The organism is Roseateles sp. GW821-FHT09H11 (genome assembly GCF_059415845.1).
Genome location: NZ_JBWKOA010000010.1, coordinates 287,288 through 313,144 on the forward strand (window position 1 = coordinate 287,288; position 25,857 = coordinate 313,144).

Genomic DNA, 25,857 nt, shown 5'->3' on the forward strand with positions numbered 1-25,857 from the left:
TGCGTCGTGGAGTGCCCGCGCCAGGCCTGACGGCGTCGGGCGGTCTCCCCTACTGCCCTAGCGAGTCCGTCCGCCTCCGGCTCGACGAGCTCCCTCGTCCTTGAGCCTGCGGCCGCCCGAGCTGGATGATTTCGATCGCATGGCAGGCCGCCTCGGTGGCGTAGTTGAGCGCCTCGTTCTCGGTCGCCCAGGCGGAGTCGGTCGCCGGGTGGACGACGTCGTCCACGCCGGCGGCGGACGTCGTCTGATCGTCCCGGGTCTCGAGCCTGTCTCCGAAGGCGTCGTTGGCTGCCGCGGCATTGGGCAGGCCTTGATCCGCCAGGCCGGGATCGGGCGCGTCGCTCCGACGCCGGCCGGTATCCAGCAGTTGGTAGTGGCCGACGAAGGCCCCGCCGGGGGCGGGTGTCGATTCGACGCGGTAAGTGACGCCGCGGTACTGTCCGTCGCGTTGCATGCGGGTTCTCCCCTGGTCTGCGATGTTGCGAAAGCGGCAATTCCCACGCCCGGCGGAGCGGCACTATGTCGCGGTCATGAAGGACGCGTCCGCGATCCGGCGGACGGCACCCGTGTCATGACGGACGGCGTCCGGCGGTGCTTCGCAGTTGTGACAACATCCACGACTTCAGTCCTGATTTCGACCGCCGATCTTGGATGCCCTGCTCGCCCGCCTGACGTCGACCGTCCCCGTCGCCCGCAACCTGGAACAGCTGACCCGCCCGCTGCTGGACATGCTGGGCACGGTCACCGGCCTGGAGTCGACCTACCTCACCACGATCGACCTGCGTGCCGGTGAGCAGCATGTGCTGCTGGCCCGCAACGCCGGCACGATGACCATCCCGGAGGGGCTGACCGTCCCCTGGTCGGACACCTTGTGCAAGCGCGCGCTCGACGCCGGCCGCATGGCCACGAGCGACGTGGCGGCGTGCTGGGGCGACTCCGACGCCGCGCGCCAGCTCGGCATCCAGACTTACGTGAGCGCGCCGATCCGCGACGACGGCGGCGAGCTGCTCGGCACGCTGTGCGCGGCCAGCGCGGACCGTCGCACGATCGGCCCTGAGGCGCAGTCGCTGCTGCGGCTGTTCTCGTCGCTGGTGAGCCAGTTCCTGCAGCGTGAGCGGCTGGTGGCCGACCTGCGCGCGGCCAACGAGCAGCTGGCGACCTACGCCCTGACCGATGTGCTGACCGGACTGCCGAACCGCCGCGCGCTGTTCGACGAACTGCAGCGCGAGCTGCAGCGCGCCACCCGCGACGGCACCTGCGTGCTGCTGGGGTGCATCGACCTGGACGGCTTCAAGTCGGTCAACGATCAGCTCGGCCACCATCGCGGCGACCTGTTCCTGCGCGAGATCGCCCAGCGCCTGTCGCTGGAGCTGCGCGGCTCCGACATGCTGGCGCGGGTGGGCGGGGACGAATTCATCGTCGTCGGTCCCGGCGTGAGCCTGGGCGGCCTGCCGCGTTCGCAAGGACCGCTCGTGGACCGCGGCGAGCCGGCGCAGGCCGCGCGCACGCTGGAGCAGCGCGCCGCGCTCGCGAGCGTGGGGCGCTTCGACCTCGACGGCCACGCGCTGCAGTACGCGGGCGCCAGCGTCGGCGTCGTGGCGCTCGATCCGGCGGGGCTCAGCGTCGAGCAGGCGCTGCACCTGGCCGACCAGCGCATGTACGACGTCAAGCGGGCGCGCCGCCGGACCATCGACCTGCCGGCGGTCATGCAGGCGGCGGACTGATCCGCCGCGGCGCCTTCGCGACGGCCCCGATCAGCGCGGGCGCGCGAGCAGCACCTTCTCGATGAGCAGGTCCACGTCCACCGGCTTGGCCAGGTGGTCGTCGAAGCCCGCGGCGATGGCCGCGTCGCGATCCTGCAGCGTGGCCAAGCCCGTCAGCGCCACGGCAAACAGCGGCGACGCGGTGCCGAGCGCACGCTCCCGCGCCCGCAGCCGGCGCACCAGCGAATAACCGTCCGCGCCGGGCATGGCCACGTCGCTGATCAGCACATGCGGCGGATGCTCGGACGCCGCCGCGACCTGCTCCCATCCCTGCTCGACCGAGCCCGCCGCGCGCACCTCGGCGCCGGCCAGCTCCAGCAGATGCCGCAGCGCGTCCAGCGCATGCGGATCGTCGTCGACCAGCAGCACGCGCAGGCCGCCGAGGTCGGCGTCGACGCTCTGGCGCGGCGTCGTCTCTGGCGTGTCCGAGACCAGCTCCACCGCCGGGAAGCGCACCGTCAGGCGCGTGCCGCGGCCTTCGCCGTCGCTGTGCGCCGTCACCGTGCCGCCGTGCGCCAGCACCAGGTGGCGCACGATGGACAGTCCCAGACCGAGGCCGCCGTACTCGCGCGTGCGGCTGATGTCGGCCTGCGTGAAGCGGTCGAACAGCCGGGGCAGCAGTTCGACCGCGACGCCGATGCCCGTGTCGACGACGGCCAGCTCGATCGTCGGCCCGATGCGGCTCAGCGACACGGTGATCCGTCCGTCGCGCGGCGTGAATTTCAACGCGTTGCCGACGAGGTTGGCCACGATCTGCTGCATCCGGCGCTGGTCGCCCTGGATGCGATGCGGCTGCTGCAATCCCGTGCCGCTCAGCGTCAGGCCCTTGACCTCGGCGGCCGGCTGCAGCCCGTCGACGACCGCGCGCACGCAGGCCGAGAGGTCGAGCGGGCGCATCTCCAGCGTCAGGTGGCCGGACGCGATGCGCGACACGTCGAGCAGGTCGTCGATCAACTGCGCCTGCGCCTGGCAATGCTTGAGGATGGTGGCGATCGCGCGTGTCGCGGTCGCCTCGCCGAGCGTGCCGCGTTCCTGCGACTGCTTCAGCACCGAGGCCCAGCCGGAGATCACGTTCAGCGGCGCGCGCAGTTCGTGCGAGACCATGCCGAGGAAGTCGTCCTTGGCCGTGTTGGCGCGCTCCGCGTCGTCGCGCGCATGCTGCGCCGATTCCAGCGCGCAGCGCAGTTCGTGGATGTCCTGGAAGGCGATCACCGCGCCGTCGATGCGCTCGTCGGCGGTGCGGTAGGCCCGCACGTTGATCAGCCACCAGCGGCCCTCGGTGTCCTGGTGTTCGTGTTCGACCGGTGCCAGGCCTTGCACGGCGGCCTGCACCAGCTGCTCCAACTGGCCGACGGCGAAGCGCGAGGTGACGTTGACGACCGGCTGCCCGATCGCCTGGCCCAGCGCCGCGGGATCGAGCCCGAACAGCTGCGCCACCTGCGGCGAGGCATGCCGCAGCCGCAGCTGGCGGTCCAGCACCACGACCGGCAGCGGGATGCCCTCGACGAGGTTGCTCAGATCGTCGTTGGCGAGATCCAGCTCGTCGTTGCGCGACTTGAGTTCCTCGTTCAGCGAGAGCAGCTCCTGGTTGGCCGATTCGAGCTCCTGCTTCGCGCTCTGCAGCTCCTCGTTGGCGCTCTGCAATTCCTCGTTGGTGCTGAGCATCTCCTCGTTGGCGGTGCGCAGTTCCTCGTTGGCCGATTCGAATTCGACGACCAGCGTGCGCAGCTGCGCCTGGGTCGCCTCGAGTTCGTCGGACAGCGTCGTCACGGTGCGCTCGAGCTCGTCGACGCGCGCGCGGGCGCCGCTGGGCGAGAACGGCGGCGTGGACAGCGCCGACGTGGTCTCGGCGGCGGGTTCGTCCGGCTGGGGCGCCAAGGTGACCAGGAAATGCTGCGACGCCTCTCCCGCTTCGAGCGGCAGGACCTCGAGCACGTAGCGGCGATCGTTGAAGGCGACGCGCTCGCGCCGGACCGGCTGCCCGGTGCGCTTGGCCTCGACCAGCGCCGTGCGCACGGGCACGTTGAGCGACGCGTCCAGCAGGCGCGGCAGCGCGAGCGTGGCCTCGCCGCTGGCCGGTGCGATGAAGGCGGAGACGTCGCCGCGGAACTGCACCACGTCGCCGCCCTGGCTGACGACGAAGCCCGGCGGCACGTAGCGCGCGAGGGCGACACGGTTGGCGGCCTCGCTGACCAGGTCCGGCGGCGGCGCCTGCGGCACGCGCGGCGCGTTGCCGTCGCTGGCCCAGGGGCGCAGCGCATCGATCGGGAACAGCGGCCGGTGGCGGCGCGAGTTCGGCAGCTTGCGGTACAGGTGCGGCGCGCCGGCGTGCTCGAAACCGTCGGCGACCGAGGCCGCCTCGGCCCGGCCCAGCAGCATGAAGCCGTCGTTGCGGCAGGCGTAGTGCAGCACCTCGAAGACATGCTGCTGCGCTTCCTTGCGCAAATAGATCAGCATGTTGCGGCAGCTGATCAGGCCCATGCCGGAGAACGGCGCATGCGTGAGCAGGTTGTGCCGCGCGAAGACGCACATCTCGCGCAGGTCCTTGGCCACGAGGTAGCCGCCGGAGCTCGGCACGAAGGCGGTGTCGCGGAACGGCTGCGGCACGTTCTCCAGCGCGGCGGCGGTGTAGCGGCCGCCGCGGGCGGTCTCGATCGAGGCCTCGTTCAGGTCGGTGCCGAAGATCTGCACGCGGCGGTGGATGCCCTCGGAGATCATCGCCTCCTTGAGCAGCATGGCGATCGTGTAGACCTCCTCGCCGGTCGAGCAGGCGGGCACCCAGATGCGGATCGGGTCGTGACGCAGCGCCAGCAGCTTGGGCAGCACGACCTGGCGCAGCACGTTGACGAACTCCGCGTCGCGGAAGAAGGCGGTCACGCCGATCAGCACGTCGTCGCGCAGCGCGGCGGCCTCGTAGGGGTCGGTGCGCAGGAACTGCAGGTAGGCGCCGACGTCGCGGTCCTTCTGCAGCAGCACGCGCCGCAGGAAGCGGCGGCGCAGGTTGACGTCCTTGACGTAGCCGAGGTTGACGCCGGCCTTCTGCTGGACGATCGCCAGCGCGGTCTCCAGCGCGTCGACATCCTGCGCGACGCCGGCGGAGCCGGGCAGGTCGCTTTCGTGGTGCGGCTGGCCGAAGCGGCGCATCAGCGCCGCGGGGATGTCCTCCGGGGGCAGGACCTCGTCGACCAGGCCGGTGTCGATCGCGGCGACCGGCATGCCGTCGTGCGCCGCGGTGTTGGGCGCCTGCGCGAGCACGAAGCCGCCGGTGGCCTTCAGGTCGACGATGCCGGCCGCACCGTCCTGGCCGGTGCCCGACAGGATGACGACCGCGCCGTCCAGGTCGGGGTCCTGCGCCAGCGAGGCCAGGAAGGCGTCGATCGGCAGGTGCAGCCCGGGCGTGCGGCGGGTGAGGCGGAAATGGCCGTCCAGCGCCATGACGCCGACGTTCTCCGGCATCACGAAGACGCGGCCGTGCTCGACCTTGGTGAAGTGCTCGAGGCGCTCCACCGGGAGCGTGCTGCGGTCGCGCAGGACCTCGGGCAGCCGGGTCTCCTCGTTGGGGTCCAGGTGCGTGATGACCAGCACCGCGAAGCCCGGTTCGTTCGGTAGCGCACCGAGCACGGTGCCGAGCGCATCGATGCTGCCCGCCGATCCGCCGAGCACCACCACCCGCAAGGGTTGTCGCTCCTCTGTGTCCACCCAGGATCCCGTTGTCGTGATTGAAAAGCTGCGCCGCAGTCTACCCCCGCCCGATGACCGCCCCGGCGCGGGGACTCTGGCGCCGGGGGCGCGGTGTGAAGGGGATACTGCGGCGCTTGCGTCTCCACCGCCGTCCACTTCGCCGCCGCCATCATGTCTCCGTCGATGTCCACCACGCCCTGGCAACACACGCATGTCTTCGACGAGGGCAATCCGCTGGCCGCCCGCAACACGCGCTGGGCGGTGCTGCTGACGGTCCTGATGATGGTCGCGGAGATCGCCGGCGGCTACGTCTTCAACTCGATGGCGCTGCTGGCCGACGGCTGGCACATGAGCTCGCACGCGGTGGCGTTGGGCGTGTCGCTGCTGGCCTACGGCGCCGCGCGGCGCTGGGCCAGGGACGGGCGCTTCGCCTTCGGCACCTGGAAGATCGAGATCCTCGGCGGCTACAGCAGCGCGCTGCTGCTGGTCGGCGTCGCGGGGTTGATGCTGTGGCAATCGGTCGAGCGGCTGATCGCGCCGACGCCCATCCACTACGACGAGGCGATCGCGGTCGCGGCGGTCGGTCTGGCGGTGAACCTTGCCTGCGCCTGGCTGCTGCGCGGCGAGCACCACCATCACGGGCACGACCACGGACACGACCACGGTCATGGTCATGGTCATGCGCACGGACACGGACACGGGCATGGGCACGGCGAGCCGCACGACCAGTCGCCGGGGCAGGGCCATGACGACCTCAACCTCCGCGCCGCCTACATGCATGTGCTGGCCGACGCGGCGACCTCGGTGCTGGCGATCGTGGCCCTGCTGGGCGGCCGGCTGTGGGGCGCGGACTGGCTCGATCCGGTGATGGGCATCGCGGGCGCGGTGCTGGTGGCGGTCTGGGCGCGCGGGCTGCTGCGCGACACCGGCCGCGTGCTGCTGGACGCCGAGATGGACGCGCCGGTCGTCGACGAGATCCGCGAGGTCATCGCCGCCGCGCCGTGGCCGGCGGCGATCGCCGACCTGCACGTCTGGCGCGTCGGTCGCGCGCAGTACGCCTGCATCGTCTCGCTGGTCACCGACAGCCCCGACGCGCGGCCGGACGAGGTGCGCCGGATGCTGTCCGTCCACGAGGAACTTGTTCACGTCACCGTCGAGATCAACCGCCCCGATCGGGCGACTGTCTGATCCGCGCCGCGGCGCTCGCCGGACACCCGCCGGCGCGCCGCCACAATCGCGGCCCATGAAAACCAACTACCTCCTCGCCGCCATCCTGGTCAGCAGCCTGATCGGCGCCTTCGTGGCCAACCGTTCGATGAAGACCGCCTGTGCGGTGGTCTCCGGCGCGATCGCGCTGTATGCGCTGCTCCGGCAGGTGATCTGACGGCCCGCGCTGACGATCAATTCCGATCAGTTCCATCAGATCGAAATGATCGATCTGATGAGGTGGCGAAGCCGCTTCACGCGCCGTTGATGGGCTCCTCGGGCCGGCCGACCGCCTGGCCGTCCCCCACTGCCTTTCGTCACACCCCCTCCGGCATCCCCCCGAGTCCACCCTATGGTGGGATGGCACTTGGGCCGACCCCCGCTGATAGTGGGAACTCGTCAGGAGAGGACCATGCGACAACGCTTCGCGCCACCCGCCGGAGAACCCGGCCACCCCTTCACTTCGGCCATGCAGCGCATCCTGCGGCAGACCGAGGTGTTGCTGCAGCGGCGCATCCCCTTCAGCCCGTCCGGCTGGCCCATCGAGGAACCGCCTGCGCTGGAAGGCCTGGAGGTCACCGAGTCCACCTGGGACGAATGGACCGAGGCGATGGCGCATCAAAGCCGGGGCGCGTGACCTGACCCTTTTCGCCCACCCGGCGCGCTGATCGCCCAGGTCGGTGCCGCTCTCGCGCGGACTTGAGCCGGCAAAGCGGCGAAGACACCTCCCAGTTGATCTCCCTCGGTGACGCAGTTCACCGAGTCCGCGACGACCGCTGAGTTCGTCGCGCTCATTGCGGCATGCCGGGAGGTGGCCGCGGCGAAGAATCCGTTCACCCCAACGAACGAGAGCGCTTCGCCATGCACGTCAAGCCCAACGCTTCCCCGTCGCCCGCAGCCCACGTCGGCGCCCCGGCGTCCGCAGGCCCGGCCAAGGGCGCCAAGTCCGGCGCGCCCGATTTCACCAAGATGCTGAATGACGCGAAGGCCGGTGCGCCGGCTTCCGCGGCGACAGCACCGATGGCGGCCGCACCGGCTGCTGCCGCCACGTCGACCGCCGCTCCCGCCACGCTGTCGCTCGACACGGCCTCGCTGGCCGCGCGCGGCTGATCGTCGCCGGGAGCCTCCCTTGAGCAGCGTGCCCCTCCTGTCCAGCCTGGTCGCCCTGGCGACGTCCTCCGACGGCTCGCACGAGAGCGGCCGCACCGCCGCGTCGGGCGGCTCGTCGGGATCGTCGCGAGGCGGCGGCCCCAGCGTGACGCTCGGGCCCCTGCTCGGCGTGACGGCGACCATCAGCGCCAAGGGCCTGCAGGCGCTGGCGAACGACGCGGTGGATGCCGTCGAGACGGTCGCCGATGTCGTCACCGACACGGTCGGCGATGTCGCCGGCGGCGTCGGCAACGTGCTCGGCAATGTCGTCGGTTACGGCGTGATGGCCGCGCTCGGCGGCGGCGCCGTGCTCGATGAACTGGTGTGAGGGTCAGGTCATGCGCATTCGACCGGAACCGTCGTCGCGCCGCTTCGTCCGCCCCGTCGCCGCCCTGGCGCTCATTGCGCTGACGGGCCTCGGGGGTTGCAGCGCGCTGAGTCCGGTGCCCGCCTGGGAACTGCTCAAGGGCGCCGGCACCGCGACGTCGACGGCCCTCGCGACCGCCGCGCCGGCCAAGGCCAGCAATACCGTCCATCACGGCGACGCGCCGGTGCGCACGCTGTGCATCGAGTTCAACCGCAACGCGCCGCTGGAGGACCTGGTCCCGGCGATGCAGGCGGAACTGAAGGGGCAGGGCGTGGACAGCCGCGTGTACGAACCCGGCACCGGCCTGCAGCAATGCGGCGTCTGGCTGCGCTATGTCGCGACGATCGAATGGGGCGTGCCGCCGATGGCCAGCGGTTACCGCGCCAACCTCAGCGCCGCGTCGCTGAGCCTGCACCGGGCGGACGGGACCTTGCTGTCGAGCAGCAGCTACGTCGCCGAGGAGAACTTCGGCCTGGCCCGTTGGGCCGGGACGCGCAACAAGATCGCGCCCGTCGTGAAGGCGCTGATCACCGGCTTCCAGAGCTGAGGGAGAGGGATGTGATGTCGACGAATGAATTCCGCCGCGCGACCGCGTCGGCGATGGCTCCGGCGGTTGCTCCGGCGGTTGCTCGAGCCACGGCGCCGGCGCTGGCGATCCTCGCGTTCGCCGCCTTTGGCGCGCTGGGCGGGTGTGCCGGCACGTCGCAGACGGTGGCCGGTCCGATGATGGTCACGCCGCCGCAGGCGCCGATGTACATCGAGCGGCCCAACAACGGCGCGATCTACCAGCCGGGCATGTCGCCGACCTCGCTGTTCTCGGGCGACAAGCGCCCAAGCGCGATCGGCGACACGATGAAGGTGGACATCCAGGAGACGCTGAAGGCCAGCCAGAAGCAGACGACCGACACGAACCGCGACAACAAGCTGGCGGTGCGCGGGCCGGGCGGCCAGAGCAAGATCGGCGCGGTGGAGCGGCTGCTCAACATCGACGCGACGGCCGCGGGCAGCGATTCGTTCAAGGGCTCGGGCACGACGGAGACGGACAACAGCTTCGTCACGACGGTGGCGGTGAGCGTCATCAACGTGCTGCCCAACGGCAACCTGCTGGTGGCGGGCGAACGCAACGTGGGCCTGAACAAGGGCGTGAACACGCTGCGTTTCTCGGGGATCGTGAATCCGCGCGACATCCGCCCGGGCAACCTCGTGTCGTCGCGCGACGTGGTGAACGCGAGCCTGGAGAGCGTCGCGCAGGGCGACGTGTCGGAAGCCTCGTCGCGCAGCTGGCTCCAGCGCGTGCTGGCAAGGAGTCTGTCCATCTGGTGATCCGCCGACCGCTGCGCGGTCAACCGCGCTGACCGCCGCGCGGTCAACCCGCAAACCGGGCCGGCGCCACGGGGCTTATCCACCGATCGGTGTCCGCGGTCCGCTTCTATAACCCACGATTCGCCGCAATGGCTTTCGCGACAGTTCCGCATGAGCAGCGGAGGGCGGAGCCTTGTCCGGCGGACCTTATGCAGAACACATCATGAGCACGAGAGGGACGCGGACGCCGCCGCACGACGGCGCACCGGACACGACGAGCGACGACTGGCTGGCCGACGGCCAGATCCGGACGTATCGGCGCGGCCAGAAGATCATCGAGGCCGGCACGCCGCTGGCCGAGTGGATCGCGATCAGCGGCGGGGCGGCGTTCCTTGCGGCGAAGGTCGCGGCGGACACGCGCGTGGCCGTGGCGGCGCTGTGGCTGGGCGACGTGATCGGGGCGGACTCGCCGCTGGGCAAGCTGGCGGCGCGTTACGACGTGACGGCGCTGGTCGACGTGACGACGATCCACATCCCGATGCCGCGCATGAAGGACGCGAACGCGCCGGAGCGCGACGCGGCGACGGGCGAGCTTTATGCGGCGACCGCGTCGCGGTTGCAGGACCAGATCACGATGCGGCTGGCCGGCAACGGCTTCCAGCGGCTGATCAGCGTGCTGGCGACCCTGGCGGCCGCGCTGAGCAGTTCGCAGCGGGCGGGCACGGTGGGCAACAGCCTGGCGCTGCCGGTATCGCAGGCGTGCATCGGGCAGCTGTCGGGGCTGTCGCGCCGGCAGACGTGGATCTACCTGGGCCAGCTCGCCGAGCGAGGCTGGAGCCGGACCTCGCGCACGAAGGTCACGCTCGAAGGCCTGAACGCATGGCTGAGCCTGATGAACGAAGTCGAGTCCCGCGGGCTCGACTGCATCGGGACGGTGGATCAGTGCGACATGACCTTGTCGCAGCTTGCCAGCTCCCGAACGATGCTCAAGTGATCCGAGGGTCGCGCGTCAGGCCGCTTCGAACCTGATCTCCGCCGCCTTCTTCGCCTCCATCGTCGGCCCGAAGCTGTTGAGGTTGCGCAGGATCAGCGTGTGGTGGTCGATGATCTGCGGCGCCGTGAGGTCGCCGTAGGCGATCGTCGTGTGGCCGTCCTCGACCAGCGTGACGTCGTAGCCCGAGCTCAGCGCCCGGCGCGTCGACGTGTCGACGCAGAAGTCGCTCTGCGCGCCACAGACGACCAGGTGCGTCACGCCCAAGCCCTTCAGCACCGCGTCCAGATCGGTCTTGTGGAACGAGTCCGGCGAGGTCTTGAACACGCGCCGGTCCTCCGGAATCACGTGCAGGCGATCATCGATCTGCCAGCCCTCGCTGCCGTGGCGCAGCGGCTCGTAACCCTCTTCCTCGTGCTGGACGAAGACCACGGGCGTGCCGCTGTCACGCGCCTGTGCGATCAGGCCGTTGATGCGACCGATCACGGCGTCGACGTCGTGGCAGGCGTATTCGCCGACGCAGAGCGCGCGTTGCAGATCGATGATGAGCAGGGCAGTCGTCATGGCGCCGGACCACGGAGTTGCGAAGCGGCCCAGCATACGCCGCGCGACGAGCGTCATCCATTCGCCATGCCCCGATCGGAACGTCATTTCGGCTGGTCTCATGTTGGTCGCATGCGAGTGAATCGTATGCGCGTGTATTTGCGGCCGACCCGCATACGCGACCTGACGAAAAGGCCTGCTCGAGGACACGTCGGAGATACCAGCGACCGGTGAAATTCGTCCCGTGCCGAATCCCGGCTCGCCGAATCTTCTCCACGGAGTCCCATGAACGCCAAGCACCACCTCCTGGCTGTCACCGCGACCGCTGCCGCCATCGCGAGCGCCTTCAGCCTCGCCCTGTTCCCCGTCGCCAGCAGCGCGCAGACCCAGGCGCCGACCGCCGTCTCCGCGCCGCGCGATGCCGCCGAAGACACCACCATCCGCCCCTTCCAGGCCGCCATTCCGGAGGCGGCGCTGGCCGACCTGCGCCAGCGCATCGCGGCGACGCGCTTCCCGGATCGCGAGACGGTCGACGACCGCTCGCAAGGCGTGCAGCTCGCAGGCTTCCAGGACCTGGTGCATTACTGGGGCACGGGCTACGACTGGCGCAAGGCCGAAGCCAAGCTGAATGCCTATCCGCAATTCGTCACCCGCATCGACGGGCTGGACATCCACTTCATCCACGTGCGCTCGAAGCATCCCGGCGCCTTGCCGCTCATCGTCACGCATGGCTGGCCGGGCTCGGTCTTCGAGCAGCTGAAGATCATCGATCCGCTGACCGACCCGACCGCGCACGGCGGCCAGGCCTCGGACGCCTTCGACATCGTCATCCCGTCGATGCCGGGCTACGGCTTCTCCGGCAAGCCGACCGGCACCGGCTGGGGCCCCGAGCGCATGGCGCGTGCGTGGGACGTGCTGATGAAGCGCCTGGGCTACACGCAGTACGTGTCGCAGGGCGGTGACTGGGGCTCGGTCGTCGCGCAGGCGCAGGGCCGTCTGGCGCCGCAAGGGCTGCTGGGCATCCACGTGAACATGCCGGCCACCGTGCCCGCGGACATCGCCGCCTCGATCAAGAGCGGCAAGCCCGCGCCGGCCAGCCTCTCCGCGAAGGAGAAGGCCGCCTACGAGTCGATGAACCGCCTGTACACGCGCGGCGGCGGCTACGCCGGGATGATGGTCACGCGCCCTCAGACGCTGGGCTACAGCCTGTCGGACTCGCCGTCCGGTCAGGCCGCGTGGATCTACGACAAGTTCGCCGACTGGACCTTCAGCGGCGGTGTGCCGGAGCGTTCGCTGTCGAGGGACGAGATGCTCGACGACATCACGCTGTACTGGCTGACCAACACCGGGACCTCGGGCTCGCAGCTCTACTGGGAGAACAACAACAACAACTTCAACGTCGTCGAGCAGCGCACGCGGGAAATCAAGGTGCCCGTCGCGGTGACCGTGTTCCCCGGCGAGATCTACCAGGCGCCGAAGTCCTGGGCGCAGAAGGCGTATCCGAAGCTGAGCTACTTCAACGAGGTGAAGAAGGGCGGCCACTTCGCGGCGTGGGAAGAGCCGCAGCTCTTCGCCGAGGAACTGCGCGCGGCGTTCCGGCCGCTGCGCTGATCGGAACGCAATCCTCAGAACTTGTAGTTCAACACCACCCGCATCGCGCGGTTGTCGCCGCGGATGTTGTTGGGCTTGTCAAGGTTGAGGTTGTCGCCGCCAAGCCGGTTGGGCGTCGCCCCCGGCTGCGGCGCACTGCCAATCCAGTCGTCGAAGCCGCCGTAGTTGTCGGCGCCGAGCACGTTCAGCACGTCCAGCCGCAGCGCGACCTGATGGATGCCGTACTTGAAGGCCTTGCCAATGCTGATGTCGACCTGACGGAAGCTCGGCGAGTCGCCTTCGACGAGGAAGCACTGCGGCGTGCCGCCGATGCAATTCGTCATGCGGCGCGGGAAGCCGCTCGCATACGTGCCCTTGGCGGAGAAGGTCAGTCCCCACGGCAGCAGCTTGTCCGTCATGAACGCGCCGACCAGGCGGTGCCTGTCCACCAGCGTGCTCGGATTCCAGCCGCGACCCGCGCGGCCGTAGGTCCAATCGAAGGTGTCGTTGCTCCACTGGAGGTTGGTCGTCTTCGCATCGCTGTAGGTGTAGGCCAGCGTCGCCGTCCAACCCGATGATTCCGAATACGGCTTCTCCGCCTTCACGAACACGGAGTCGGTGCGCGTGCGGCCGATCGAGTCGCCCAGCACCACCTGCCCGTAGCCGTCCGGCCCACCCCAGAGCGGGTCGATCGCCGACTGCTGCGCGAAGCCGCCGTTGGCGTCGCGGTTGCCGCTGAACCAGACGAACTGGTTCTTCGCCTCGACTCGGCTGAGCGCGATCTCGCCGTTCCAGGTCTTCGTGAGTGCCTGTCGCAGCCCGATGCTGAACTGGTCCGCGTACGGCATCTTCAGATCGTTGCGGATCAGCCAGATCTCGCCGCCGGGCGACTGGTTCTTCTGCAGCTCGTCGAGCGCGTGATTCGCCATCGTGCGGTCGTAGCTGCGGCCGTAGCCGCCGAAGACCACCGTGTTCCGGTTGCCGAAGACGTCGTAGGAGAACCCCACGCGCGGCGCGATCGCGTTCTTGAACGCCTTGCGGGAGTTGCCGCTGCTGATGTACTGCGACACGTCGATGCCGCCCTTGGCCAGCGACTGCGCATAGGTCTGGCCCGTCGGCGGGACGATGCCGTAACGCGTCACGTCCGGCGCCATCAGCGCCGCGATGCGGTCGGCCGGTGTCGCATACGCGTTGTTGAGCATGTTGTCCTCGTAGTCCCAGCGGACGCCGAGGTTGAGCTCCAGCTTGGACGTGAGGCTCCAGTCGTCCTGCAGGTACAGCCCCCACTGCTTGTTCTTGAAGCTGGCCACGGACGGCGCCGCCGCGCGCCGGATGTTGCACTGGTCGCTGGTGCTGCCGTTGTTGGAGACGTTGGTGCCGGTGCAGTTCGTGCCGTCCCAGTAGGGCAGTCCGGTGACGTTGTCGATCAGCACGTCGACGCCGTCGACCGAGTTGGCCGTGCCGCTGAGGTCGTAGCGCATGTCCTTGAGCTTCACGCCGCCCTTGATCACGTGGCCGTCGACGCCGGTGTAGGTCAACTCCTCGGAGACGAAGGTGCCGCGCTGCTTGCGCCGCTGCGCGTCCGGCGAGCCGCCGTCCAGGATCACGTCCTGCGAGGCCGTCAGCACCTGCGGCGATGCCGTGGACACCTTGTAGCGGACCAGCGCCGTCTCGGACGCCGACTTCGGATTCCAGAGGTAGTCCTCGTAGCCGATGCGCGCCTCGCTGAGCCAGTCGTCGCGGGACCACTCGTGCTTCAGGTCGATGCGCGTCTCGTCGTTGCGGCGCTCCTTGTCGTTGCCGGGCAGCGAGAGGTTGCGGTCCTCGGCGATGCGGTCGGTCTCGCGCCGCAGCCGTGCGCTGAGGGTCAGGCGATGCTCGTCGTTGAGCTGCGCGTCGAGCTTGCCGAAGAACAGGTCCTCGTGGAACGGATCGACCTGGCTGCCGCGTCGCGCCAGCAGCTCCGGCACGATGCCGGCATTGGGCAGCTTCTCGAAGTTCTGGCCCGCGATCTGGCGCGAGTCCTCGATCCGCTTGGCGTCGTAGGCGACGAAGAAATGCAGCTTGTCCTTGACGATCGGACCGCCGACGCTGCCGCCGTATTCGTACTTCTCGGACGACGGGCGCGCGATGCCCTGGGCCTCGCGCTCCTTCTCCAGCGAGTTCTTCGCCCGCCAGTTGGTGCCGGTGCGGTCGCCGTAGATCTCGCCGTGAAATTCGTTGGTGCCGGACTTCGTCACTGCCGTGATCGCCGCGCTGCTGACCTGGTCGAACTCGGCCTTGTAGTTCTGCGTCAGCACCTTGTATTCGGCGATCGCCGATTGCGGGAACGGATTGCCGCGCGTGTCCGACTGGCCGCTGACGCCCCCGCGCAGGATGTTGTTCTTCTGGCCCACGCCGTCGATGAAGACGTTCAGGTGGTCGAAGTCCTGCGCGCCCGATTGCACGCGGCTCAGGCCGCTGGAATCGGTCGAGAACGCGACGCCCGGCGCGAGGTCCGCCGCACTGAGGAAGTTGCGCGTGTTCTGCGGCAGCGCTTCGATCATGCGCTGCGACACGACGGTGCCGAGCTGCGAGTCCTTGACGCCCTGCCGGCTCGCGTTGCCCTCGACGGTCACCGTGCCGAGCTGGATCGCGTCCGGCGTGTTCGGCGCGGGCGCGGCGCCGAGGTCGAGCGACGCGCTCTCGCCGACGGACAGTGTGATGCGTTCGGTCTTGATCGGCGCGCCGTCGGCGGCGGCGACGCTGACGACGTACTCGCCCGGCGCCAGCCCGATCAGTGCATAACGCCCGTCGGCCCGTGTGCTGGTCCGGTAGCGGGCGCCGTTGGCGCTGTTGGTGGCGGTGATCGACAGCCCGCCGGGCGGCACGCCGGCCGGCGCGGTCACGAGGCCGCGCACGGTCGCGCGACTCACCTGGGCCTGCGTGGGCGCGGCGACGCTGGCGGCGAGCGCGATGGCGACCGCCAGCGCGAGCGCTGATCGGCTGCAGGCGTGGGAGGAAGCGGTCCTCGACCGCAAAGACGGGGCGGTCATCGACCGCGCGTCATGTGGACGGTCCGGCCTTGGCGCGGCGCATCTGTTCCGCGAAGACCTGTTCCATCGCCTTCTTCTCGGGCAGCACGTACACGATGCCCCCTTGCTTGCCGAACGTCGGCCACAGCGTCTGCTCGAAGAATTTCACCGGCATGTTGATGCAGCCGAAGCTGATGCGGTTGTCCTTGGGCGTGGGCGAGGCCAGACGCTCCAGGCGACGCTCCGCGGGATTGATCGGGCGCACGCGGTGCATGGACACGGCGGCCTCGTAGTCGACCCACAGCACGTCCTCGTGCCCGGCGTTCTTGCCGGGTTGCGCGACGAAGCGTCCGGCCGGTGTGGTGCGTTCGCTGGGACGCACCTCGGCGATGGGCCGCAGGCCGATGCCCGCGACGCTGTCGTCACCGGCGGCGTAACCCAGCAGCACCGGCGTGGTCGCCTGGAGCTTGCCGTCGGGGTTGAACACCAGCACCTGGGCCTGGCGCTTGTCGAGGATCGCGAACGGTCGTCCGTTGTGATCCCAGCCCGCCATCACCCATTGGGCGAGCTGGCGGGCCTGCTTGGAAACCTTGGTCTTGCCGAAGTCGGCCTTGCCGGTCCGCAACACTGGCGCGGGAGCGTGGACGACCGGCTGGACCGGTGCGGAAGTGGTGTGACGGGCCACGACGGGCGGAGCCGGCCGCAGCTGCTTCATGAGGAAGGTGGCCGCCGGCCAGGCCAGCAGCGCGCCGGCCAGGCCCAGCGCCAGTCCCTGTGCCGCCCATCCCGCGCGTTCCCGCAGGTGCTCCGGGATCCAGCCCGCAACCGGCCGGAACGGCTTCGGTGGCGGCGGATCGCTGAAGAAGTACCCGCTGGAGGCGCGCAGCATGGGGGGCTTTCAGGAGAGCTCAGGTCCGGGCGTGGCGGCGGTGCGAACCCACCGATCAGTTGCGGTCGGCGCGGGGAGCCGGCGTGCCGGCGCTGGTCGGCTCGGCCGGCAGCGGGTCTTGCGTGGCCGGTTGCTGGTTCTGCCACTGGTCCGTGGACGAGGGCTGGGTCTGCTGCGACTGCGCCTCAGGCGTGGTCTGGTTCTGCTGCGTGGTGGCCGCGTTCGACTGGTCGGCCGGCGTCATGCTCTGGTCGGCAGGCGCCTGCTGCTCGGTCTGCGTGGCGGGGTACTGTTCCTGCGTCGCTTGCGTCGGGGTGGACTCGGTCGAGTTCTCGACCTGCGCATAGGCCAGGCCCAGCACGCTGGCGAAGGCGGTCAGGGCAACGGCACCGGTGACGAGGGATTTGGTCGCGTTCATGTGGTCTCTCCTTTGGGCTTGAGGGGCCGATCGGTGGAGATCGGTTAGGACCTACTTTGGACGGTCGTCGGGGCGTCCGACGTCGTCTGATGGCGCGAGGATTTGTAGGACAAACGGCAAGTTGCACCCCGATACATCCGCGTGTTCATCGGGGCAAACGGCGATCCCCGCGCCGCCGGACGCCCAAAGAAAAACCGGACGGCCCGTGAAGGGCGGTCCGGTGAAGAAGGCGCTGATGGACGCCTTCGGAGACAGGAAACCTCCGAACAATAGGCATTCACCCCGATCGCATAAATGACGCTCAGCGCAACGCACCGTTGTGGGGACCTCAACAATCCCCCCTGGTGCCGGGCATCCCCCGGACCTCCTGGGGTGGACACCCGCTCCAGGGGGTGTTGTGCGTCAATCGCCCAAATTCCCCAGGGCACATTCGGTTACCGCCGGGCGTTTCACAGGCGCCGGCTGTCGGTTTCGTGCGATAGATGTCCGCTTACAAGGTGTGGTTGTCAAAGGATGTCACTGACATGCGTCAAGATCGCGCCCGCCGCGAGCGTTCTGCCCCAACTTTTTCAGCGTGTCACCAGATACCGTTCCCCTAACGGTTTCTTGATGCCGAAAGGGACGGGGACGTCGGAACACGGGACGCGGTCGATCGGCGCCGTTTGAGGGTTCGGCGCCGTTCGTGTTCAGCGGGCCGCGTCGCGGCCGCCTTTCATTGTTTGAGGAGGACCCATGTCTACTGTGCTGACCGACCAGGGCGGCGGATCCGCCGGCTCGAGCTGGCTGGACAAGGAGCGCACCATCGCCGCTCCCGGTTTCAACCGCTGGCTGGTGCCGCCGAGCGCGCTCGCCATCCACCTGTGCATCGGGATGGCCTACGGCTTCTCGGTGTTCTGGCTGCCGCTCTCCAAGATGCTGCAGACCGCCGGCACCGGCGCCGCGTGCGGCAAGGACGTGGGCTTCTTCGCCCAGCTGTTCACCACCCAGTGCGACTGGAGCGTCGCGACGCTGGGCTGGATGTACACGCTGTTCTTCGTGTTCCTGGGCTGCGCCGCCGCGATCTGGGGCGGCTGGCTCGAACGCGCCGGTCCCCGCAAGGCCGGCCTGGTCTCGGCCGTGTGCTGGTGCGGCGGCATGCTGATCTCCGCGATCGGCATCCACACCCACCAGTTCTGGATGATGATCCTGGGCTCCGGCGTGATCGGCGGCATCGGCCTGGGCCTGGGCTACATCTCGCCCGTGTCGACGCTGATCAAGTGGTTCCCGGACCGCCGCGGCATGGCGACCGGCATGGCCATCATGGGCTTCGGCGGCGGCGCGATGATCGGTTCGCCGCTGGCCGTCGAGCTGATGAAGAACTTCGCCACCCCGACCGACGCGGGCGTGATGCAGACCTTCGTCATCATGGCCGTCGTGTACTTCCTGTTCATGGTCGCCGGCGCGCTGGGTTACCGCGTGCCGCCCACCGGCTGGAAGCCCGCGGGCTGGACCCCGCCGGCGGCGCAGGCCGCCAACACCATGATCACGCAGCGCCACGTGCACGTGAAGAAGGTGTGGGGCATCCCGCAGTTCTGGCTGGTCTGGATCGTGTTGTGCATGAACGTGTCCGCCGGCATCGGCGTGATCGGCATGGCCAGCCCGATGCTGCAGGAGATCTTCGGCGGCTCGCTGATCGGCGTGGAAGCCAAGTTCGCCGAGCTCGACAAGACGCAGCTGGCCGCGATCGCCGCGATCGCCGGCGGCTTCACCGCCCTGCTGAGCTTGTTCAACATCGGCGGCCGCTTCGTGTGGGCGTCGCTGTCGGACAAGCTGGGCCGCAAGCTCACCTACACCGTGTTCTTCGTGCTGGGCGGCCTGCTGTACGCCAGCCTGCCGAGCAGCGCGGCCGCGGGTCACAAGCTGGCCTTCGTGGGCGCGGTCTGCATCATCCTGTCGATGTACGGCGGCGGCTTCGCCACCGTGCCGGCCTACCTGGGCGACCTCTTCGGCACGCAGATGGTGGGCGCGATCCACGGCCGCCTGCTGACCGCGTGGGCCACCGCCGGCATCCTCGGCCCGATCGTCGTGAACTACATGCGCGACTACCAGCTGGGCCTGGGCATCCCGCGCGAGCAGGTCTACAACCAGACGATGTACATCCTGGTGGGCATGCTGGTCATCGGCCTGCTGGCCAACCTGGCCATCCGTCCGGTCGCCGACAAGCACTTCATGACCGACGCCGAACTGGCCGTCGAGAAGAAGCTGGCGCACGAGAAGGCCGCCGCCGCCGAAGTGGGCAGCGGCCCGGGCGCCGGCCGCGCCACGCCGACCGCGCTGGTCGCGCTGGCCTGGCTGGCCGTGGGCATCCCGCTGGCCTGGGGCATCTATCGCACGCTGCTGAGCGCGTCGAAGTTCTTCAGCTGAGCCGACGCTCAAACCCCGCCGGCGGCGCGCGAGCGCCTGACCGGCTAGCATGACCCTCGCCCCGGCGGCCGTCCACGACGACCACGGGGCGACTCTGTTTCAAGACCTCGCGTTGGGCGAGGGGCGGACAGGGGAACAACGATTCCGGAGGACTCGATGAGCGACCAGAAGATTCACTTCTACAAGGGCCCGGCGGGCGGCTGGGGCGCGCTGAGAAGTGTTGCGAAGCATCTGCAGCAGCAGGGCGTTGCGATGAAGGGCGCCAAGACGCTGCTGTCGGCCAACCAGCCGGACGGCTTCGACTGCCCCGGCTGCGCGTGGCCCGACCGGGACCACCGCTCGACCTTCGAGTTCTGCGAGAACGGCGCCAAGGCCATCGCCGCCGAGGCGACCGCGCATCGCGCCACGGCCACCGTGCTGGGCGGACACACCGTCAGCGAACTGGCCGAGTGGTCCGACTACGACCTCGAGAACCTCGGCCGCATCACCGAGCCGCTGGTCTACGACCGCGCCACGGACCGCTACACGCCGATCGCCTGGGACGACGCCTTCGAGCTGATCGCCGCGCGCCTGAACGCGCTGAGCAGCCCCAACGAGGCGATGTTCTACACCTCGGGACGCGCCAGCAACGAGGCCGCGTTCCTCTACCAGCTGTTCGTGCGCGAGTTCGGCACCAACAACTTCCCCGACTGCTCGAACATGTGCCACGAGCCCAGCGGCCAGGGCCTGAAGCCGACGATCGGCATCGGCAAGGGCACGGTGACGCTGCACGACTTCGAGCAGGCGGACGCGATCTTCATCTTCGGCCAGAACCCCGGCACGAACCACCCGCGCATGCTGGGCGAACTGCGCGAGGCGTCCAAGCGCGGCTGCAAGATCGTCAGCTTCAACCCGCTGCGCGAGCGCGGCCTGGAGCGCTTCGCCGATCCGCAGGACAAGATGGAGATGGCGACGCTGGGCAGCACGCCCATCTCGACCAACTACTTCCAGCTGCGCATCGGCGGCGACATGGCCGTCATGAAGGCGCTGTGCAAGCGCGTCTTCGAGCTCGACGACGCGGCGGTCGCCGCCGGCGGCGAGCGCGTGCTGGACCTGGGCTTCATCGCTGAGCACACCAACGGCATCGAGGAATTCGAGGCCAGCATCCGCGCCGAAAGCTGGGAAGCGCTGGAGGCCGAATCCGGTCTGTCGCAGGAGCAGCTCTGCGCCGCCGGCGACCTGTATGCGCAGGCCAAGCGCGTGATCATCTGCTGGGGCATGGGCATCACGCAGCACCAGCATTCGGTCGCGACCATCCAGCACATCGCGGCGCTGCTGATGCTGCGCGGCAACCTGGGTCGCGAAGGCGCGGGCGCCTGCCCGGTGCGCGGCCACTCCAACGTGCAGGGCGACCGCACGATGGGCATCTACGAGAAGCCGCCCAAGGCGCTGCTGGACCGCCTGGGCCAGGTGTTCGGCTTCGAGCCGCCGCGCGAGAACGGCTACGGCACCGTCGAGGCCATCCAGGCGATGCTCGACGGCAAGGGCAAGGTGTTCTTCGCGCTGGGCGGCAACTTTGCCGCGGCGACGCCGGACACGATCGCGACGTGGAAGGCGCTGCGGTCCACCGACCTGACCGTCCATGTGACGACCAAGTTCAACCGCAGCCACACGATCCACGGCAAGGAGGCGCTGGTGCTGCCCTGCCTGGGCCGCACCGAGATCGACATGCAGGCCACCGGCCCGCAGGGCGTGACGGTGGAAGACTCGATGAGCATGGTTCACATCTCCAGCGGCATGAACGCGCCGGCCTCGGAGCACCTGCTGTCCGAGCCGATGATCGTGGCGCGCTTGGCCGCCGCGACGCTGAAGGGGCGCTCGAAGACGCCGTGGATGTGGCTGGTGGAGGACTACTCGCGCATCCGCGACAAGATCGAAGAGGTCTTCGACGACTTCAAGGGCTTCAACGAGAAGATCAAGACGCCGGGCGGCTTCCGCCTGCGCAACACCGCGTCGGAACGCGTCTGGAACACGCCGACCGGCAAGGCCAACTTCATCACCTACCAGTTGCCGACGGACACGCCGCTGCACCAGGCGCGCGCGCGGATGCGCGATGAGAAGACGGTAGTCTTCAATCTGGCGACGGTGCGCTCGCACGACCAGTACAACACGACGATCTACGGCATGGACGATCGCTACCGCGGTGTCTGGGGCCATCGTCGCGTGGTGTTCATCAACCGGGAAGACCTGAAGGCCATCGGCATGAAGGCCGGCCAGTGGGTCGACATCACCAGCGTCTACAGCGACGGCGACACGCGTCGCGCCGAGAAGTTCGTGCTCATCGAGTACGACATCCCGCGCGGCTGCCTGGCCAGCTACTTCCCGGAGACCAACGCGCTGGTGCCGCTGAGCAGCGTGTCCATCGGCGCGGGCACGCCGACGTCGAAGTCCATCCCGGTGGTGCTGACGCTGCGCGAGCAGGACGCGCCGCTGCCGCAGGACCAGGCGCGGTCGGTGGCCGGGGCGCACGCCTGAGGCATCGGCGATGAACCGCGCCGACGCGCCCGCCGCTGACGTCCACGACGGTCCGGACCGCCAGGTCGAGGACGGGAGCGAGGACGACGGCGACATGGCCGCGCAGGCGCGTTTCGCGCTGGAAACGCTGGCGGAGCTGGATGCCGGCAACGGGGTCTCGCTGCCGCGGCTGGCCAAGCGCACGGGACTGCGCGTCAGCGTGCTGCTGCGGCTCTACACGTTGATGAGCGATGCGCGCGTCGGCGACGCACAGGGACCCGGCTGGGTGCGCTTGCACGTGGACGAGGACGGCCGCTGGATCGCCCGCATGACGCCCGCGGGTCGCGGCGACGCCCCCACGGATCCGGCGCCATGAGCGACGTCTGCGCGCTGCCCGACGATGACGACGCGCCGCTGCCGTCCGCGTTGATCGCGGTGCGGCCCGAGCGCCTCGGCGCCACGCGCGCGGCGGACGAGGAGTTCGTCGCCGAGGAAGTCCCGATCGCGCTCGAGTACAACGGCCTGTCCCACGCGGTGATGCTGGCGACGCCGCTGGATCTCGAGGACTTCGCGCTCGGCTTCTCGCTGACCGAAGGATTGCTGGCCTCGCCGGCCGACCTGCTCGACGTGGAAGTGCGGACGCGGCCCAACGGCGTCGCGCTGCAGCTGCGCGTCACGGCGCGCTGCGAAGCGCTGCTCAAGGAACGCCGCCGCAGCATGGCCGGCCGCACCGGGTGCGGGCTCTGCGGCACCGACAACCTCGATCAGGTCTTCCGCGTGCCGGATCGGCCGGTCCCGCCGCTGCCGGCCGCCCTCGGCGACACCGCAGCCCTCGTGCCGGCGCTGTCGCGCGCGATGCGCGAGCTGGCCGCGGCACAGCCGCTGCAGCAACGCACCGGCGGCATCCACGCGGCGGCCTGGTGCCGCCCGGATGGCGAAGTCGTCCTCGTGCGCGAAGACGTCGGCCGCCACAACGCGCTCGACAAGCTGATCGGCGCGATGGCCAAAGCCAGCATCGACGCGTCGCAAGGCTTCGCCGCAGTCACCAGCCGAGCCAGCTTCGAGATGGTCCAGAAGGCCGCCATCGCCGGCATGCCAATGCTGGCCGCCGTGAGCGCGCCGACGCACCTGGCAATCAGGACGGCGCAGTCCTGTGGGCTGCGGCTCGCAGGCTTCGTCCGGGAAGGTCGCGCGACGTTGTACGCGTAGGGGCGTTCGGGCGTTCGGGTGACCGCCCACCTGCGGCTGCCGGGGCGTTGGCCGCCATTGCAGGGGGCCCAGGCGGCAAGCGCCTGAACCCCCAGCAATGCCGTCCCCAGACATCACCGTACTTCCCCGGTTTTGCTACCGAGGACTTCCGGGGGGTGATACCGAGGACTTCAGAACTTGCAGCCCATCCCCAACTGGGCGGTGACGTCGATCTGCGCCGATCCGTCACCCTTGCGGCTCAGCTTCGACGGCATGCGGAAGCGCGCGGCGCACTCGGTGGCATCCAGTCCAAGCCCCCGCAACATCTGCTTCGGGCCTTCCATGCCGATGCTCAGCGCATGATGCGCGCGCTTGGGCGGCGGGCCGATGGGCGCGCCCTCGCGCGGGAGTTCAATGACCTGGATGTCGAGGCTCCGGTTCAGCATCACGTTGGACCTGGCGCCCTCGGGCGCACCGGTGGCGCTGGCTCGGAGCCGGGTCCGCAGGGCCGCGAGCGAGGCCTGCAACGCGAGCGGCTGACGGGCGCGCTCGGCTGAGGTGGCGGCGTCGGACGCCGATGTCGATACCGGAGTCGGCGGCGGCGCCGAGGCCGCCGGCTCCACTTCCGGTGCCGCCGTGGCGATGCCCGCGGCACTCACGATGCCAACGGCAGCAGCCACACCGACGAGGGTCCGCCAAGTCCTGCGCGACGAGTGCGCCATGTCGTCCTCCAACCTCCAGCCCGCGAATCCTCACAGTGCGCGGCGGGGCTGAAGCGCGGCTGAAGCCGGGGTCGGGACTTTCCCCCGTGGACATGGGGGATCCGGGGAGGCGCGTGCCTACATCCCCTTCGCCACCAGGGGCAAGACCAGTACCCCGCTGCGTTTCGATGACGGTCGACATTACATTATTCATGTCGAGCGACATTGAAATGCTCAAGGAGACGTGAATGAAAGCGCTGATCGCCGCCTACGCCCGTACGCCGTTCCATTTCGCGAAGAAGGGGGCGCTGGCCCAGACGCGGCCCGACGACCTGGCCGCGCAGGCCGTGCGCGGGCTGCTGGCGCGCACCGGCGTGGCCGGCGCCGAGATCGAGGACGTGATCCTCGGCTGCGCCTATCCGGAGGCCGCGCAGGGCAACAACCTGGCGCGCATCGTGGGCCTGCTGGCGGGCCTGCCGCACAGCGTGCCGGGCATGACGGTGAACCGCTTCTGCGGCTCGTCGATGCAGGCGGTGCACATCGCCGCCGCGAACCTGGAGGCCGGCATCGGCGAGGCCTACCTCTGCGTCGGCGTCGAGTCGATGACCTTCGTGCCGCAGGGCGGCTTCAATTTCTCGCCGCATCCGGCGCTGCAGGCCGACACGGACGCGTACATCTCCATGGGCGATACGGCCGAAAACGTCGCCCAGCGCTGGGAGGTGAGCCGCGCGGATCAGGAGGCGTTCGCGCTGGCCTCCCATCGCAAGGCGGCCGCGGCCCGTGCCGATGGCCTGCTGCGCGAGGAGATCGTGCCGGTGGTCAATGCCGCCGGCGAGGCGGTCGAGGAGGATGGCTGCATCCGTCCCGGCACGACGCTGGAGGCGCTCGCCTCGTTGAAGCCGGTGTTCCGACCGGACGGCGTGGTCACGGCGGGCACCTCGTCGCCGCTGACCGATGGCGCGTCGGTCGTGCTGGTCTGCACCGAGGACTTCGCCCGTCGCCATGGCATCGCACCGTTGGCGCGCGTCGTCAGCTTCGCCAGCGTCGGCGTCGATCCGGCGGTGATGGGCATCGGTCCCGTGCCCGCGACGCAACTGGCGCTCAAGCGCGCCGGCCTGAGCGTCGACCAGATCGACGTCGTCGAGCTCAACGAGGCCTTCTCCTCGCAGGCGCTGGCCTGCATCCGCGACCTGGGCCTGGACCCGGAACGCGTGAACCTCGACGGCGGCGGCCTGGCCATCGGGCATCCGCTGGGCGCCACCGGCGCGCGTATCACCGGCAAGGCGGCCGCGCTGCTGCAGCGCACCGGCGGTCGTTACGCCGTCGCCACGCAGTGCATCGGCGGTGGGCAGGGCATCGCCACGGTACTCGAGCGCGTCTGATCCCGGCGTCCTCCCACGCGACAACGCCGCTCCTCCCTTCGTTTCCCCGTTTCCCATTCGCCAAGGATTCATCATGGACTTCAAGAACACCGTCGCCTTCGTCACCGGCGCCAATCGCGGTCTGGGCAAGAGCTTCGTCAAGGCGCTGCAGGCCGCCGGCGTGAAGAAGATCTACGCCGCCGCGCGGGATCCGTCGTCGATCGATCTGCCCGGCGTCGTGCCGGTGAAGCTGGACGTGACGAAGCCGGACCAGATCGAGGCCGCCGTGCGAGCCGCCGGCGACGTCACGCTGCTGATCAACAACGCAGGCATCTCGCGCGGCTCGCCGCTGCTGGGTGACAACGCGCTGGCGGCGCTGCGCGACGAGTTCGAGACCAACGTCGTCGGTCCCCTGGAACTCACGCGCGCCTTCGCGCCCGTGCTGAAGGCGCAGGGCGGCGGCGCGGTGGTGAATGTGCTGTCGGTGCTGAGCTGGCTCAACCTCACGGGCGCCGCCACCTACAGCGTGTCGAAGGCGGCGACCTGGTCGGTGACCAACGGCCTGCGCCTGGAGCTGAAGGAGCAGGGCACGTCGGTCGTCGCGCTGCACGTGGGCTTCATGGACACGGACATGACGGCCCGCCTCGACGCGCCGAAGGCCGATCCGCTCGACGTCGCGAAGCAGGTGCTGGACGCGATCGCCGCGGGTCGCGACGAGGTCTACGCCGACGAACTGTCGCGCGGCGTCAAGGCCGGCCTCTCGGCCGACCCGGGCAGCTATCGCGGCGGCGTCTGAAC

The 25,857-nt window shown here is 69.5% G+C and carries 23 protein-coding genes; 16 read left to right on the top strand and 7 right to left on the bottom strand.

Features of this window, described 5'->3' with window-relative positions; all coding sequences use genetic code 11:
- Positions 1–49: 49 nt before the first annotated feature.
- Positions 50–454, bottom strand: coding sequence for a hypothetical protein (locus AC07PR_RS28880; RefSeq protein ID WP_483108828.1), 405 nt, complete (start codon positions 452–454; stop codon positions 50–52).
- Between the two features lie 193 nt (positions 455–647).
- On the opposite strand from AC07PR_RS28880, the gene AC07PR_RS28885 reads away from it, so the two are divergent.
- Positions 648–1,724, top strand: a complete 1,077-nt coding sequence (locus tag AC07PR_RS28885; protein ID WP_377161582.1) for a GGDEF domain-containing protein — start codon at positions 648–650, stop codon at positions 1,722–1,724.
- Positions 1,725–1,754: 30 nt separating this feature from the next.
- On the opposite strand, the gene AC07PR_RS28890 is transcribed toward AC07PR_RS28885, so the two are convergent.
- The gene (locus AC07PR_RS28890; RefSeq protein WP_495137313.1) at positions 1,755–5,462 is read right to left on the bottom strand and encodes a CheR family methyltransferase; all 3,708 of its coding nucleotides are present in this window, start codon (positions 5,460–5,462) and stop codon (positions 1,755–1,757) included.
- Positions 5,463–5,627: 165 nt separating this feature from the next.
- On the opposite strand from AC07PR_RS28890, the gene dmeF reads away from it, so the two are divergent.
- The 8 genes from dmeF to AC07PR_RS28930 all read left to right on the top strand — a co-directional run bounded on the left by dmeF (position 5,628) and on the right by AC07PR_RS28930 (position 10,462).
- The gene (gene dmeF, locus AC07PR_RS28895) at positions 5,628–6,632 is read left to right on the top strand and encodes a CDF family Co(II)/Ni(II) efflux transporter DmeF (RefSeq protein ID WP_495137314.1); all 1,005 of its coding nucleotides are present in this window, start codon (positions 5,628–5,630) and stop codon (positions 6,630–6,632) included.
- 55 nt (positions 6,633–6,687) lie between these two features.
- Positions 6,688–6,828, top strand: a complete 141-nt coding sequence (locus AC07PR_RS28900; RefSeq protein WP_157522617.1) for a hypothetical protein — start codon at positions 6,688–6,690, stop codon at positions 6,826–6,828.
- A 234-nt stretch (positions 6,829–7,062) separates the two neighbouring features.
- Positions 7,063–7,287, top strand: a complete 225-nt coding sequence (locus AC07PR_RS28905; RefSeq protein WP_377157715.1) for a hypothetical protein — start codon at positions 7,063–7,065, stop codon at positions 7,285–7,287.
- Positions 7,288–7,511: 224 nt separating this feature from the next.
- Complete coding sequence (locus tag AC07PR_RS28910; protein WP_483108832.1) at positions 7,512–7,760, top strand: hypothetical protein; 249 nt, start codon at positions 7,512–7,514, stop codon at positions 7,758–7,760.
- Between the two features lie 19 nt (positions 7,761–7,779).
- The gene (locus AC07PR_RS28915; protein ID WP_377157712.1) at positions 7,780–8,127 is read left to right on the top strand and encodes a hypothetical protein; all 348 of its coding nucleotides are present in this window, start codon (positions 7,780–7,782) and stop codon (positions 8,125–8,127) included.
- 10 nt (positions 8,128–8,137) lie between these two features.
- Complete coding sequence (locus tag AC07PR_RS28920) at positions 8,138–8,713, top strand: cell division protein FtsI (RefSeq protein WP_495137315.1); 576 nt, start codon at positions 8,138–8,140, stop codon at positions 8,711–8,713.
- Between the two features lie 14 nt (positions 8,714–8,727).
- Positions 8,728–9,489: a flagellar basal body L-ring protein FlgH gene (locus AC07PR_RS28925; protein WP_495137316.1), complete on the top strand. Its 762-nt coding sequence runs from the start codon at positions 8,728–8,730 to the stop codon at positions 9,487–9,489.
- A 202-nt stretch (positions 9,490–9,691) separates the two neighbouring features.
- A complete protein-coding gene (locus tag AC07PR_RS28930; protein WP_495137317.1) occupies positions 9,692–10,462 on the top strand; it encodes a Crp/Fnr family transcriptional regulator in 771 nt (256 codons plus the stop codon).
- Between the two features lie 15 nt (positions 10,463–10,477).
- Here AC07PR_RS28930 and AC07PR_RS28935 read toward each other — a convergent pair whose 3' ends face one another.
- A complete protein-coding gene (locus AC07PR_RS28935; protein WP_495137318.1) occupies positions 10,478–11,023 on the bottom strand; it encodes a cysteine hydrolase family protein in 546 nt (181 codons plus the stop codon).
- A gap of 264 nt (positions 11,024–11,287) precedes the next feature.
- Here AC07PR_RS28935 and AC07PR_RS28940 point away from each other — a divergent pair, with 264 nt between their 5' ends.
- Positions 11,288–12,613 (top strand): epoxide hydrolase family protein, encoded by a 1,326-nt coding sequence (locus AC07PR_RS28940; RefSeq protein WP_377157704.1) that lies wholly within the window; start codon positions 11,288–11,290, stop codon positions 12,611–12,613.
- 14 nt (positions 12,614–12,627) lie between these two features.
- Here AC07PR_RS28940 and AC07PR_RS28945 read toward each other — a convergent pair whose 3' ends face one another.
- Genes AC07PR_RS28945 through AC07PR_RS28955 form a run of 3 tightly spaced genes read right to left on the bottom strand, consistent with a single transcriptional unit; the run spans position 12,628 to position 16,913 of the window.
- A complete protein-coding gene (locus AC07PR_RS28945) occupies positions 12,628–15,627 on the bottom strand; it encodes a TonB-dependent receptor (protein ID WP_495137319.1) in 3,000 nt (999 codons plus the stop codon).
- Positions 15,628–15,637: 10 nt separating this feature from the next.
- Complete coding sequence (locus tag AC07PR_RS28950) at positions 15,638–16,495, bottom strand: hypothetical protein (RefSeq protein ID WP_377157702.1); 858 nt, start codon at positions 16,493–16,495, stop codon at positions 15,638–15,640.
- A 55-nt stretch (positions 16,496–16,550) separates the two neighbouring features.
- On the bottom strand, positions 16,551–16,913 hold the full coding sequence (locus AC07PR_RS28955; protein WP_377157700.1) for a RodZ family helix-turn-helix domain-containing protein: 363 nt from the start codon (positions 16,911–16,913) through the stop codon (positions 16,551–16,553).
- Positions 16,914–17,645: 732 nt separating this feature from the next.
- Here AC07PR_RS28955 and AC07PR_RS28960 point away from each other — a divergent pair.
- From AC07PR_RS28960 to fdhD, 4 genes are all read left to right on the top strand, one after another.
- Entirely contained in the window at positions 17,646–19,316 is a 1,671-nt protein-coding gene (locus tag AC07PR_RS28960) for an OFA family MFS transporter (RefSeq protein ID WP_377157698.1), read from the top strand.
- A 156-nt stretch (positions 19,317–19,472) separates the two neighbouring features.
- Positions 19,473–21,830 carry an FdhF/YdeP family oxidoreductase gene (locus AC07PR_RS28965; protein ID WP_495137320.1) on the top strand — a complete coding sequence of 786 codons (2,358 nt, stop codon included), beginning with the start codon at positions 19,473–19,475 and terminating at the stop codon, positions 21,828–21,830.
- A 10-nt stretch (positions 21,831–21,840) separates the two neighbouring features.
- Positions 21,841–22,185, top strand: coding sequence for a hypothetical protein (locus AC07PR_RS28970; RefSeq protein ID WP_495137321.1), 345 nt, complete (start codon positions 21,841–21,843; stop codon positions 22,183–22,185).
- The gene (fdhD, locus tag AC07PR_RS28975) at positions 22,182–23,018 is read left to right on the top strand and encodes a formate dehydrogenase accessory sulfurtransferase FdhD (protein WP_495137322.1); all 837 of its coding nucleotides are present in this window, start codon (positions 22,182–22,184) and stop codon (positions 23,016–23,018) included. Before AC07PR_RS28970 ends, fdhD begins: the two co-directional genes overlap by 4 nt.
- 170 nt (positions 23,019–23,188) lie before the next feature.
- On the opposite strand, the gene AC07PR_RS28980 is transcribed toward fdhD, so the two are convergent.
- On the bottom strand, positions 23,189–23,719 hold the full coding sequence (locus AC07PR_RS28980; RefSeq protein WP_495137323.1) for a hypothetical protein: 531 nt from the start codon (positions 23,717–23,719) through the stop codon (positions 23,189–23,191).
- 227 nt (positions 23,720–23,946) lie between these two features.
- On the opposite strand from AC07PR_RS28980, the gene AC07PR_RS28985 reads away from it, so the two are divergent.
- On the top strand, positions 23,947–25,080 hold the full coding sequence (locus AC07PR_RS28985; protein WP_377157691.1) for a thiolase family protein: 1,134 nt from the start codon (positions 23,947–23,949) through the stop codon (positions 25,078–25,080).
- A gap of 73 nt (positions 25,081–25,153) precedes the next feature.
- The gene (locus AC07PR_RS28990) at positions 25,154–25,855 is read left to right on the top strand and encodes an SDR family oxidoreductase (protein ID WP_377157689.1); all 702 of its coding nucleotides are present in this window, start codon (positions 25,154–25,156) and stop codon (positions 25,853–25,855) included.
- The last annotated feature ends 2 nt before the right edge of the window (positions 25,856–25,857 follow it).